Origin of the sequence: Enterobacter sp. CRENT-193 (genome assembly GCF_002787395.1) — a bacterium.
Taxonomy (GTDB): Bacteria; Pseudomonadota; Gammaproteobacteria; order Enterobacterales; family Enterobacteriaceae; genus Enterobacter; species Enterobacter hormaechei_C.
The window spans coordinates 4,713,573-4,726,362 of record NZ_CP024812.1; the positions used below are offsets into that span (position 1 = coordinate 4,713,573).

The 12,790-nt window shown below is 54.2% G+C and carries 11 protein-coding genes; 4 read left to right on the top strand and 7 right to left on the bottom strand.

Features of this window, described 5'->3' with window-relative positions; translation table 11 throughout:
* Positions 1-122: 122 nt before the first annotated feature.
* From ispC to rpsB, 5 genes are all read right to left on the bottom strand, one after another.
* Positions 123-1,322, bottom strand: a complete 1,200-nt coding sequence (ispC, locus tag CU081_RS23490) for a 1-deoxy-D-xylulose-5-phosphate reductoisomerase (RefSeq protein WP_022650418.1) — start codon at positions 1,320-1,322, stop codon at positions 123-125.
* A gap of 92 nt (positions 1,323-1,414) precedes the next feature.
* Positions 1,415-1,972, bottom strand: a complete 558-nt coding sequence (gene frr / locus CU081_RS23495) for a ribosome recycling factor (RefSeq protein WP_003856180.1) — start codon at positions 1,970-1,972, stop codon at positions 1,415-1,417.
* Positions 1,973-2,139: 167 nt separating this feature from the next.
* Positions 2,140-2,865, bottom strand: coding sequence for a UMP kinase (gene pyrH, locus CU081_RS23500; protein WP_003856194.1), 726 nt, complete (start codon positions 2,863-2,865; stop codon positions 2,140-2,142).
* Between the two features lie 149 nt (positions 2,866-3,014).
* A complete protein-coding gene (gene tsf / locus CU081_RS23505) occupies positions 3,015-3,866 on the bottom strand; it encodes a translation elongation factor Ts (RefSeq protein ID WP_022650417.1) in 852 nt (283 codons plus the stop codon).
* A 117-nt stretch (positions 3,867-3,983) separates the two neighbouring features.
* Complete coding sequence (gene rpsB, locus CU081_RS23510; protein ID WP_003856207.1) at positions 3,984-4,709, bottom strand: 30S ribosomal protein S2; 726 nt, start codon at positions 4,707-4,709, stop codon at positions 3,984-3,986.
* 321 nt (positions 4,710-5,030) lie between these two features.
* On the opposite strand from rpsB, the gene map reads away from it, so the two are divergent.
* From map to CU081_RS23530, 4 genes are all read left to right on the top strand, one after another.
* Positions 5,031-5,825: a type I methionyl aminopeptidase gene (gene map / locus CU081_RS23515; protein WP_003856208.1), complete on the top strand. Its 795-nt coding sequence runs from the start codon at positions 5,031-5,033 to the stop codon at positions 5,823-5,825.
* Positions 5,826-5,887: 62 nt separating this feature from the next.
* The gene (glnD, locus tag CU081_RS23520; RefSeq protein ID WP_022650416.1) at positions 5,888-8,563 is read left to right on the top strand and encodes a bifunctional uridylyltransferase/uridylyl-removing protein GlnD; all 2,676 of its coding nucleotides are present in this window, start codon (positions 5,888-5,890) and stop codon (positions 8,561-8,563) included.
* A gap of 32 nt (positions 8,564-8,595) precedes the next feature.
* A complete protein-coding gene (dapD, locus tag CU081_RS23525; protein WP_003856214.1) occupies positions 8,596-9,420 on the top strand; it encodes a 2,3,4,5-tetrahydropyridine-2,6-dicarboxylate N-succinyltransferase in 825 nt (274 codons plus the stop codon).
* Positions 9,421-9,531: 111 nt separating this feature from the next.
* Positions 9,532-9,918: a DUF3461 family protein gene (locus CU081_RS23530; protein WP_022650415.1), complete on the top strand. Its 387-nt coding sequence runs from the start codon at positions 9,532-9,534 to the stop codon at positions 9,916-9,918.
* A gap of 92 nt (positions 9,919-10,010) precedes the next feature.
* On the opposite strand, the gene CU081_RS23535 is transcribed toward CU081_RS23530, so the two are convergent.
* Complete coding sequence (locus CU081_RS23535) at positions 10,011-11,168, bottom strand: CdaR family transcriptional regulator (RefSeq protein ID WP_003856217.1); 1,158 nt, start codon at positions 11,166-11,168, stop codon at positions 10,011-10,013.
* 146 nt (positions 11,169-11,314) lie between these two features.
* On the bottom strand, positions 11,315-12,748 hold the full coding sequence (gene degP, locus CU081_RS23540; protein WP_003856219.1) for a serine endoprotease DegP: 1,434 nt from the start codon (positions 12,746-12,748) through the stop codon (positions 11,315-11,317).
* Positions 12,749-12,790: the final 42 nt, after the last annotated feature.

Here is a 12,790-nt window from a genome sequence, read left to right on the forward strand (position 1 = left end):
AAAGCCGTGTCAAACCACGGCTTACCTGACCACTTAAAGCCAAATACCTGCGATCAGGTGGCGCAGACTATATCACTGAAGCCCAACGCTAACAAATAGCACGACGACTAGTGCTTGCTTTATCACCAGCTTGCGAGACGTGTCACCTGTTTACGCGCAACAATGCGTGCCTGTTCATCCACGGCCAGCACCTCTTCCACGCTCTGCGGCTCACGCAAATCCATCATCTCCAGCACGGATAAATTCAACGCGGCGATATCAGTAAAGCGGATCTGCTGGTTCAGGAATGCTTCAACGGTCACTTCATTGGCTGCATTAAGCGCCGTTGTCGCCGCCTGCCCCTGATCGAAGGCCGTCATCGCCAGTTTCAGACAGGGATAACGGTCGTAATCAGGCTCGCTAAACGTCAGTGAACTCAGCTTGCAAAAATCGAGAGGCTTAACGCCCGATTTTACGCGGTTTGGCCACGCCATTGTATGAGCAATTGGCGTACGCATATCCGGTTCGCCCAGCTGGGCCAGCACGCTGCCGTCCTGATAGCGCACCATCGAGTGAATCACCGACTGCGGGTGGATCAGCACTTCCATCTGTTTCGCCGACGCATTGAACAGCCAGCGAGCTTCAATGTATTCCAGACCTTTGTTCATCATGGTGGCCGAATCGACGGAGATCTTACGCCCCATTGACCAGTTCGGATGACGACATGCCTGATCCGGCGTCATTGCGCTCAATTCAGACAGTGGCGTTTCACGGAACGGGCCACCAGACCCGGTAAGCAGAATCGACACAACGCCATTCTGCTCCAGGTCAGCGTACCCCAGGTTTTGTTGAAAAGGTTGGGGTAAACTCTGAAAAATGGCGTTGTGCTCGCTATCGACCGGCAAAAGACGTGCCCCACGCTGTTTTACCGCGTCCATAAAGAGGCGTCCGCAGGTGACCAGCGACTCTTTGTTCGCAAGCAGGACATCTTTTCCCGCATCGATCGCGGCAAGCGTCGGCAGAAGACCCGCCGCCCCGACGATTGCCGCCATAACCTGATCAACTTCATCAAGCGCGGCCATATCGCACGCCGCCTGTTGCCCGCTGAGCACCTCGGTACGGCAGCCCTTCTCCTGCAACAGCGCTTTTACCTGGCGGGCGCTCTCTTCATCATCCATCACCGCAAAACGGGGGGTAAACTCCAGGCACTGTTCGACCATTCGCTGCACGTTTTTTCCGGCCACAAGCGCGGCTACGGTGTAGCTGTCAGGATTATGACGTACAACGTCGAGAGTGCTGCAACCGATAGAGCCGGTCGAGCCGAGGAGAGTGAGATGCTTCATGAGATGCCCAAAAGTTAGACCAGATAAAAGCAAAACGCCGCCAGCAAGACTCAATGTCCTTCTGAACGGCGTTTATCAGTGTACAGCGAAAATCAGAACTGCATCAGTTCCGCTTCTTTTTCTGCCAGCGCCGCATCAATTTTCTTGATCGCCGCGTCGGTCATTTTCTGAATGTCGTCCTGAGAACGACGATCGTCGTCTTCGCTGATCTCTTTTTCTTTCAGCAGAGCTTTCACTTTATCGTTCGCATCGCGACGCACGTTACGTACGGAAACGCGACCTTGCTCAGCTTCACCGCGAACCACTTTGATCAGGTCTTTACGACGCTCTTCCGTCAGCGGAGGCAGTGGTACGCGAATATCCGCGCCCGCTGAGCTTGGGTTCAGACCCAGGTCAGATGCCATGATCGCTTTTTCAACGGCCGGGCTCATTGAGCGATCGAACACGTTGATTTTCAGGGTACGGGTATCTTCTACCGTCACGCTCGCCAGCTGACGCAGTGGCGTAGGCGTACCGTAGTATTCTACGATGATGCCATCCAGCAGGCTTGGGGAAGCTCGGCCAGTACGGATTTTGCTGATTTGGTTTTTGAACGCTTCTACGCATTTGTCCATGCGTACTTCAGCATCTTTTCTGATGTCGTTAATCACGTTACGGATCCTTGAAAACTTGTCTCAGGCAGACTATCCGCCAGCACAGCGCTACAGGTGTGCTAAGTATAGTCGCGTTTAATTCATGACAACGCCAAAGGCGCGCCCGGGTAAGATACCACGTCGAAATAAAGCGGAATCTTACCTGTATTTATCGCCGACGGAAATTATTCCGTGATCAAAGTGCCTTCTTTTTCGCCCATAACAACGCGACGCAGCGCGCCAGGCTTGTTCATATTGAAGACACGGATCGGCAGTTTGTGGTCACGAGCCAGCGTAAAGGCGGCAAGATCCATCACTTTTAGCTCTTTTTCCAGCACTTCGCTGTAGCTCAGCTGATCGTACATGGTCGCTGAAGGATCTTTTGCCGGGTCGGCAGTAAACACGCCATCTACTTTGGTCGCTTTCAGCACCACATCGGCTTCGATTTCGATACCGCGCAGGCAGGCTGCGGAATCGGTGGTAAAGAACGGGTTACCCGTACCGGCGGAGAGGATCACCACGCGGTTGTTGCGCAGCAGGCTGATGGCCTCTGCCCAGCTGTAATTATCGCATACGCCATTCAAAGGAATAGCGGACATCAGGCGAGCGTTCACATAGGCGCGATGAAGCGCATCACGCATCGCCAGGCCATTCATCACGGTTGCCAGCATACCCATGTGGTCGCCCACTACGCGGTTCATCCCCGCTTTCGCCAGACCAGCACCACGGAAAAGGTTGCCACCGCCAATGACCACGCCAACCTGAATACCCAGTTCGACCAGTTCTTTGATTTCCTGTGCCATGCGATCAAGGATGCTTGCGTCAATACCGAAGCCTTCCGATCCTTGCAGCGCTTCGCCACTCAGCTTAAGCAGAATGCGTTTGTACACGGGTTTTGCATTGGTAGCCATGTTTCTTTCCTGAGACTGTCAACGATTAAGATGGGGTTAATTCTGGCGACATGATATGTCGCAAATCAGCACAGCGATACTGGAGCCTGTCTGATTTCGTGAGACGGGTGACAAAAAGAAGCCGCCCTCAGGCGGCTCCTTTTCAATCATTAAGACTGCTTGGACATTGCAGCAACTTCTGCTGCGAAGTCAGTCTCAACTTTCTCGATGCCTTCGCCCACTTCGAAGCGGATGAAGCCAGTTACATCAGCGTTGTGCTCTTTCAGCAGCTGAGCAACAGACTTGCTTGGATCCATTACGAAAGGCTGGCCAGTCAGAGAAACTTCGCCGGTGAATTTCTTCATGCGGCCTTCAACCATTTTCTCTGCGATTTCTTTTGGCTTACCAGACTGCATCGCGATGTCCAGCTGAACCTGGTACTCTTTCTCTACCACTTCAGCAGACACGTCTTCTGGCTTAACGAATTCTGGTTTGCTTGCAGCGATGTGCATTGCCAGCTGTTTAACCAGCTCTTCGTCAGCGTCTTTAGCCGCAACCAGAACACCGATACGCGCGCCGTGCTGGTAAGAGCCCAGAACGTCACCTTCCAGGGAAGCAACGCGACGGATGTTGATGTTCTCACCGATTTTAGCAACCAGCGCAACACGCTCTTCTTCGAACTGTGCTTTCAGAACTTCAACGTCAGTGATTTTGCCTGCAACCGCTGCGTCCAGAACTTTGTTAGCAAATGCCTGGAAACCAGCATCTTTAGCAACGAAGTCAGTCTGGCAGTTAACTTCCAGAATGATGCCGTAGTTGCCGTCGATTTTGGTGATGATCACGCCGTCAGCAGCAACGTTGCCTGCTTTCTTAGCTGCTTTGATCGCACCGGATTTACGCATGTTTTCGATTGCCAGCTCGATGTCGCCGTTCGCTTCGGTCAGCGCTTTTTTGCAATCCATCATGCCTGCGCCAGTACGCTCACGCAGCTCTTTTACCAGGGATGCGGTAATTTCAGCCATTCTTAAATCCTCGGGAGATGTGAACTGCCCGGCCGGGAGCCAAACAGTATAAATTGAAAAAAGGGGCCGATAATGGGCCCCTATTCATACACGGTACTAATAAGGGGTAAAACCTTATTATTCAGCTTCTACGAAGCTTTCTTCCGCCTGAGAAGCCAGATCCTGGGAACGGCCTTCACGAACGGTAGCAGCTACAGCGCTCAGATACAGGCTAACAGCACGGATTGCGTCGTCGTTACCCGGGATAACGAAGTCAACACCGTCCGGATCGGAGTTGGTATCAACGATAGCGAATACCGGGATACCCAGGTTGTTAGCTTCTTTGATTGCGATGTGCTCGTGGTCTGCATCGATTACGAACAGCGCGTCTGGCAGGCCGCCCATATCTTTGATACCGCCCAGGCTGTTTTCCAGCTTGTCCAGTTCACGAGTGCGCATCAGCGCTTCTTTCTTAGTCAGCTTATCGAAAGTACCGTCCTGAGACTGGGTTTCCAGATCTTTCAGGCGCTTGATGGACTGACGAACAGTTTTCCAGTTGGTCAGCATGCCGCCCAACCAGCGATGGTTCACGAAGAACTGGTCGCAGCTGTTAGCAGCATCTTTCACAGCTTCGCTTGCAGCGCGCTTAGTACCAACGAACAGAATCTTACCTTTACGGGAAGAGATCTTGTTCAGCTCAGCCAGGGCTTCGTTGAACATTGGTACAGTCTTCTCAAGGTTGATGATGTGAACTTTGTTACGTGCGCCGAAGATGAAAGGCTTCATTTTCGGGTTCCAGTAACGGGTCTGGTGACCGAAGTGAACACCAGCCTTGAGCATGTCGCGCATGGAAACAGTTGCCATGTTTAAAACCTCTATATTGAAAGTTGGGGTTATGCCTCCACGTATCCCATATTACCGACCCCGAAGGGCACCCCGGAATATGTGCCGATACGTGTGTGTTGTTACACAAAGTGAGATTTGTCGCTCCCGTCCAGCCTGTGTATCTGAGATGGATCGGAAGTCCGGCGCGCTTTATATCACAAAACACGGCCAGAAACCAATAATTGTTGGCGGAGTGTGCTGTTAATGATTCTCAATTTGGCACGGGGTGCGCCTGACTGATACCATTGACAACACTTACACTAGTATTGTCGAAAAAATCGACACCGATGGACAGATTACATGGCTATCTCTATTAAGACACCTGAAGAAATTGAAAAGATGCGCGTCGCCGGTCGTCTGGCCGCGGACGTGCTGGAAATGATTGAGCCGTTTGTGAAACCGGGCGTCAGCACTGGCGAACTGGATCGCATCTGTAACGACTATATCGTCAACGAACAGCACGCGGTCTCCGCCTGCCTTGGCTATCACGGTTTCCCGAAATCCGTCTGCATCTCTATTAATGAAGTGGTTTGCCACGGCATTCCGGATGACGAGAAGCTGCTGAAAGATGGCGACATCGTCAACATCGACGTGACCGTCATCAAAGACGACTACCACGGCGACACCTCTAAGATGTTCATCGTTGGCAAGCCAACGATTCTGGGCGAGCGTCTGTGCAAAGTAACGCAAGAGAGCCTCTACCTGGCGCTGAAAATGGTGAAGCCGGGCATCCGCCTGCGCACCATCGGCGCCGCAATCCAGAAATTTGTGGAAGCGGAAGGTTTCTCCGTGGTGCGCGAATATTGCGGTCACGGTATTGGTCGTGTGTTCCATGAAGAACCGCAGGTTCTGCACTACGATGCAGACGACGGCGGCGTAGTGCTGCAAAAGGGCATGACCTTCACGATCGAGCCAATGGTCAACGCGGGTGATTACCGCATCCGTACCATGAAAGATGGCTGGACGGTAAAAACCAAAGACAGAAGCTTGTCTGCCCAGTACGAGCATACTATTGTGGTTACAGACAACGGCTGCGAAATTATGACGTTGCGCAAGGATGACACCATCCCGGCGATACTGACGAACATTGAGTGATAAGAAGCCGGCGAATGCCGGCTTTTTTAATGGCGATAGCTTTTTCTTATGGGTGGCGCACGATGAGTAATCTCTTACCCGAACAGTATGCTAACACAGCACTTCCCACCCTCCCCGACCAGCCTGATAACCCGGGCGTCTGGCCACCGCATGAACTGACCTGCGCGCATATCAAAGCCCACATGGAGGTTTTCCATCGCTGGCTGGGAAGCGCATTTGACGCAGGCGTTTCGGCCGAGCAGCTCATTGAAGCGCGCACCGAATTTATCGACCAGCTCCTGCAACGTCTCTGGATCGACTACGGTTTCGGACAGGTGAGCGACGTCGCGCTGGTTGCTGTTGGTGGCTATGGCCGGGGTGAACTGCATCCGCTCTCTGATATCGACCTGCTGATCTTAAGCCGTAAAAAACTGCCGGACGATCGGGCGCAGAAAATCGGTGAACTGTTGACCCTGCTCTGGGACGTAAAGCTGGAAGTGGGCCACAGCGTACGCACGCTGGAAGAGTGTCTGCTGGAAGGGTTATCTGACCTGACCGTCGCCACCAACCTGATTGAAACCCGCCTCCTGATTGGCGACGTGGCGCTGTTCCTCGAACTGCAAAAGCACATCTTTAGCGACGGCTTCTGGCCTTCGGAAAAATTCTTCGCTGCGAAAGTCGAAGAACAAAACCAGCGCCACCAGCGCTATCACGGTACCAGCTATAATCTCGAACCGGATATTAAAAGCAGCCCCGGTGGCCTGCGCGATATCCACACGCTGCAATGGGTCGCCCGTCGCCATTTTGGGGCAACATCGCTGGACGAAATGGTCGGGTTTGGTTTTCTGACCGAAGCCGAACGTAACGAACTCAATGAGTGTCTGCATCTGCTGTGGCGCATCCGTTTTGCCCTGCACCTGGAAGTCACCCGCTACGATAACCGCCTGCTGTTTGACCGACAGCTCAGCGTGGCGCAGCGCCTGAATTACCAGGGCGAGGGCAACGAGCCGGTCGAGCAAATGATGAAGGATTTCTTCCGCGTCACCCGCCGCGTCTCTGAGCTGAACCAGATGCTGTTACAGCTGTTCGATGAGGCGATCCTCGCGCTGACGGCAGACGAAAAACCGCGTCCGATTGATGACGAATTTCAGCTGCGCGGCACGCTGATCGATCTGCGCGACGAAACGCTGTTCATTCGCGAACCGGAAGCGATCCTGCGAATGTTCTATACCATGGTGCGCAACAGCACGATCACCGGGATCTACTCCACTACCCTGCGTCATCTGCGCCATGCACGGCGTCATCTGAAGCAGCCGCTGTGTTACATCCCGGAGGCGCGCTCGTTGTTCCTGAGCATGCTTCGTCATCCGGGCGCCGTCAGCCGCGGACTGCTGCCAATGCACCGTCACAGCGTGCTGTGGGCCTATATGCCTCAGTGGTCGCATATTGTCGGGCAGATGCAGTTCGACCTGTTTCACGCCTATACGGTGGATGAGCACACGATCCGCGTCATGCTGAAGCTGGAAAGTTTCGCTAAAGAAGAGACGCGATCCCGCCATCCGCTGTGCGTTGATCTGTGGCCACGTCTGGCACACCCGGAGCTGATCCTGATCGCTGCTCTGTTCCATGATATCGCCAAAGGTCGCGGCGGCGACCACTCCGTACTCGGTGCCCAGGACGTGCTGAAATTTGCCGAGCTGCACGGCCTGAACTCGCGTGAAACGCAGCTTATCGCCTGGCTGGTTCGCCATCATCTGCTGATGTCGGTTACCGCTCAGCGTCGTGATATTCAGGATCCGGAAGTGATCAAGCAGTTCGCCGAGGAAGTGCAAACGGAGAACCGCCTGCGCTACCTGGTCTGCCTGACGGTAGCCGATATCTGCGCCACCAACGAAACCCTGTGGAACAGCTGGAAGCAGAGCCTGCTGCGCGAGCTGTATTTCGCCACCGAAAAACAGCTGCGTCGCGGGATGCAGAATACCCCGGACATGCGCGAGCGTGTGCGCCATCACCAGTTGCAAGCGCTGGCCCTGCTGCGCATGGATGACATCAACGAAGAGGCACTGCATCAGATTTGGGCGCGCTGTCGCGCCAACTACTTTGTACGCCACAGCCCAAACCAGCTTGCCTGGCACGCCCGGCATCTGCTGAAGCACGACCTGACGAAACCGATGATTCTGCTTAGCCCGCAGGCCACACGCGGCGGGACGGAGATCTTTATCTGGAGCCCGGACCGGCCTTATTTGTTTGCAGCGGTCTGTGCCGAGCTGGACAGGCGTAACCTGAGCGTTCACGACGCGCAGATTTTTACCACCCGCGACGGCATGGCGATGGACACCTTTATTGTGCTGGAGCCGGACGGCAGCCCGCTATCGTCGGACAGGCATGAGGGGATACGCTTTGGCCTTGAGCAGGCGATTACGCAGCGCAGCTGGCAACCTCCGCAGCCGCGCCGTCAGGCGGCAAAACTGCGCCACTTTACCGTCGATACCGAGGTCAATTTCCTGCCGACCCATACCGACCGTAAATCGTTCCTTGAGCTGATTGCGCTCGACCAGCCAGGGCTACTCGCCCGCGTCGGCCAGGTTTTTGCCGATCTGGGAATTTCGCTTCACGGCGCCCGAATTACAACGATTGGCGAACGAGTAGAAGATTTATTTATAATCGCGACGGCCGACCGGCGTGCCCTTAATAATGACCTGCAACTTGAAGTGCAACAACGGTTGACAGCAGCCCTCAATCCAAACGATAAAGGGTGACGTGTTTTTTAGTGAAATGGAAAGAGTAAACAATGCAGCAGTTACAGAACGTTATTGAGTCCGCTTTTGAGCGTCGCGCCGACATCACTCCGGCAAATGTGGATACCGTGACCCGTGAAGCGGTAAACCAGGTTATTTCCCTGCTGGATTCCGGCGCGCTGCGCGTGGCAGAAAAAATCGACGGTCAGTGGGTTACTCATCAATGGCTGAAGAAAGCTGTGCTGCTCTCTTTCCGCATCAACGATAACCAGGTTATCGACGGAGCAGAAAGCCGCTACTTCGATAAAGTGCCAATGAAATTTGCGGATTACGACGAAGCGCGCTTCCAGAAAGAGGGCTTCCGCGTAGTACCACCGGCAGCCGTTCGTCAGGGGGCATTCATCGCACGCAACACCGTGCTGATGCCATCCTACGTGAACATCGGCGCCTACGTTGACGAAGGCACCATGGTGGACACCTGGGCTACCGTCGGCTCCTGCGCGCAGATCGGTAAAAACGTTCACCTGTCCGGCGGCGTGGGCATCGGTGGCGTTCTTGAGCCACTTCAGGCTAACCCAACCATCATCGAAGACAACTGCTTCATCGGCGCACGTTCCGAAGTGGTTGAGGGCGTGATCGTCGAAGAAGGTTCTGTGATCTCCATGGGCGTGTACATTGGCCAGAGCACCCGTATTTACGATCGCGAAACCGGTGAAATTCACTACGGCCGCGTTCCAGCCGGTTCCGTTGTGGTTTCCGGCAACCTGCCGTCTAAAGATGGCAAATACAGCCTGTATTGCGCGGTCATCGTGAAAAAAGTGGACGCGAAAACGCGCGGTAAAGTAGGCATCAATGAACTGCTGCGCACCATCGATTAATCGGGTATAACAAAAAGCGGGGGCAACCCCGCTTTTTTTATATCCGAAGGTGGCGAAAATAGATTTTTTCGTTAATTATTCATAGGTTATGTTGAGATCAAGGGTACCGCTATGTACGATAATCTGAAAAGTCTGGGCATTACCAATCCTGATGAAATTGATCGTTATAGTCTTCGCCAGGAAGCCAATAACGATATTTTGAAAATCTATTTTCACAAGGACAAAGGAGAGTTCTTCGCCAAAAGCGTGAAGTTTAAATACCCTCGCCATCGTAAGACCGTTGTCGCTGACGGTATCGGTCAGGGATATAAAGAAGTACAGGAAATCAGCCCTAACCTGCGCTACGTGATCGACGAACTCGATCAAATCTGCCAGCGCGATCGCAGCGAAGTCGATCTGAAACGTAAGATCCTTGACGACCTGCGTCACCTGGAAAGCGTAGTCACCAATAAGATCAGCGAGATTGAAGCGGATCTTGAGAAATTGACGCGGAAATAAAAGCAAAACGGCAATCCTTGATTGCCGTTTTTAATGTTTGCGCCCTCTCCCTTTGGGAGAGAGATGGGGTGAGGGCACCAGACCGCACTCAGCTATCTCTGCTCATCCAGCTGCAACGCCACATACAGCAGTAGCCGGTCGTCAAAATTCCCTAAATCCAGCCCCGTCAGTTCCGAGATCCGGTTAAGCCGATACTCCAGCGTATTACGGTGAATAAACAGCGCTTTTGACGTTGCCAGCGGCTGCACGTTATGCCGGAACCACGCCTGCAACGTGCGGCGCAGCAGCCCGTTGTTGTCCATCGCTTTCAGACGCACCAGCGGGCGCGCCAGCTCGTTGGCCTGCCAGCCACCGCGCAGGCTGTCGAGCAGGACCGGCAGCATCAGATCCTGATAGAAATAACTGCGGCTCTCCGGCATGCGCTGTTTACCCACCATCATGGTGGTGCGCGCCGTTCGCCATGAACGGGCGATACTCCCCGGCCCGGTAAAGTAATTTCCCAGCGCGACGCGAAAACGGAGCTGTCCGTTCTCCTTCATGCGCTCGATGAGCAGCTCAACGCGGCGACGATGATCTTCCGCGTCCCAGCGGCCAAACTGATTAAGCGCAGGCTTGAGCACCACCATTTCCGTTAAAGAGACGATTGCCACCAGGTTGTTACGCTCCGGCGTCGCCAGCATGTTTTGCAGCTGCTGTAGTTCCACCATGGCGCTGTCCACGCCAAGCTGGCCGCTATCCACCTCAATAACGGCAACCACGCGCGGCTGATTCAGGTCGATACCCAGACGCTGCGCCCACTCGCTCAGGGCAGGCGTATGCTCCTCCGCCTGAATCAAATTCATCACCAGCTCTTCGCGCAGGCGGCTGTCCTGGGCGAGCAGGTGCATCAGACGCGACTGCTCCAGCATCATCTCCGCCGTCATGCAGACCAGCTCACCGTATTTACGCAGCGATTCAGGATCGCCGGTCAGACCGATAACGCCAACAATCTCTCCTTCCAGACGCAGCGGCAGGTTGATCCCCTGACGAACCCCATGCAGATGTTTCGCCACGGCGTCATCGATGTCGACCACGCGCCCCTGAGAGAGCACCAGCAACGCCCCTTCGTGCAATTCCCCAATACGCTCACGATCGCCGCTGCCGATAATGCGCCCACGGGCATCCATTACGTTGATATTGGTATCAATGATGCGCATGGTTCGCGCCACGATATCCTGCGCCATTTTGGTATCAAGATGCCAGCCAGCCATAAAACCCTCCCGTGAGCAGAGCTCAAGCATAGGGAAGTTCAGCTAAGGCTGCATTGTGCAGATGCCCAAAGGCAGAGAGAGATGTATGGAGTTGTGGGAAAGGTCACAGAAACGAGAAAGCCCCTGCGAACAGGGGCTTAAGATGATTACTGCATCAGGAGATAAATAGAAGTATCACCACGCTGAATATTCAGTGCCAGCACGGACGGCTTGCTGTCGAGAATTTTGCGCAGTTCAGCGATGTTTTTCACCGGCTGCTGGTTAGCGCCCATGATCACATCACCTTTTTTCAGGCCGATACGGGCAGCAGGTGAGTTCGCTTTCACGTTGTTCACCACCACGCCTTTATCTGCCCCTTTATTGCTCATCTCAGCACCTTCAATACCGCTGAAGATGGTGCTGGAATCCACCTGATTCTGACTGCTCTGTTGCAGTTCCAGGCTCACGTTAACCGGCTTACCTTCACGCAGCAGGCCGAGGGTCACTTTACTGCCGATTGGCATAGAACCCACTTCCGCACGCAGGGCGGCAAAGCTGCTGATCGGTTTACCGTTCAGCGAAGTGATCACGTCACCCGCTTTAATGCCGGCTTTCGCCGCCGAGGAGTTCGGCATGACCTGGCTTACGAATGCGCCGCGCTGAGCGTCTACTTTCATCGCTTTCGCCAGCTCGGAGTTCAGCTCGGTACCCATGATACCCAGCTCACCGCGTTTCACCTGTCCATATTGCACCATCTGCGCAGTCAGGTTTTTCACCATGTTGCTCGGGATAGCAAAGCCGATACCGATGTTGCCACCATCCGGTGCCAGGATAGCGGTGTTGATACCGATCAGTTCACCATTCAGGTTAACCAGCGCACCGCCGGAATTACCACGGTTAATGGCCGCATCCGTCTGGATGAAGTTTTCATAGTTTTCCGCATTCAGGCCGCTACGTCCCAGCGCCGAGACGATACCCGAGGTCACGGTTTCGCCCAGACCAAACGGGTTACCGATGGCGACGGTGTAGTCACCCACGCGCAGCGCGTCAGAGTCGGCAAGCTTAATCGCCGTCAGGTTCTTCGGATCCTGGATTTGAATCAGCGCGATATCGGAGCGCGGGTCTTTACCGACCACTTTAGCATCGAATTTACGGCCATCGCTCATCTGCACCTTAATGGTGTTAGCATTATCTACCACGTGGTTATTGGTCACCACGTAGCCTTTGGCTGCATCAATAATCACGCCCGAGCCGAGTGCCATGAATTTCTGCTGCTGGCCGCCGCCCATGCCGTCATCCCCTGCACCGCCGCCCTGACAGAACGGGGAGCTCTGGAATGGCGAACCGTCCTGGCAGAACGGCGAATTGTCGCCGAAGAACTGCTGGAAATTACGCGGCATACGCGGCGTATTGACGGTTGTGCTGCCCTCAACGTTAATACTCACCACCGATGGCATCACTTTTTCGAGCATCGGGGCCAGGCTTGGCATCTGCTGCGCAGTCGCTGCCGAGGAAGCTGTCTCGGCCGCCGTCGCCAGCGGGGACAGCGCTAAACCTAAACTCAGAGCCAGTGCACTCATTGCTAATGTGGTTTTTTTCATGTTTCTCAATCTCGATTTACCAGATAACGCAAAATTGCTGTG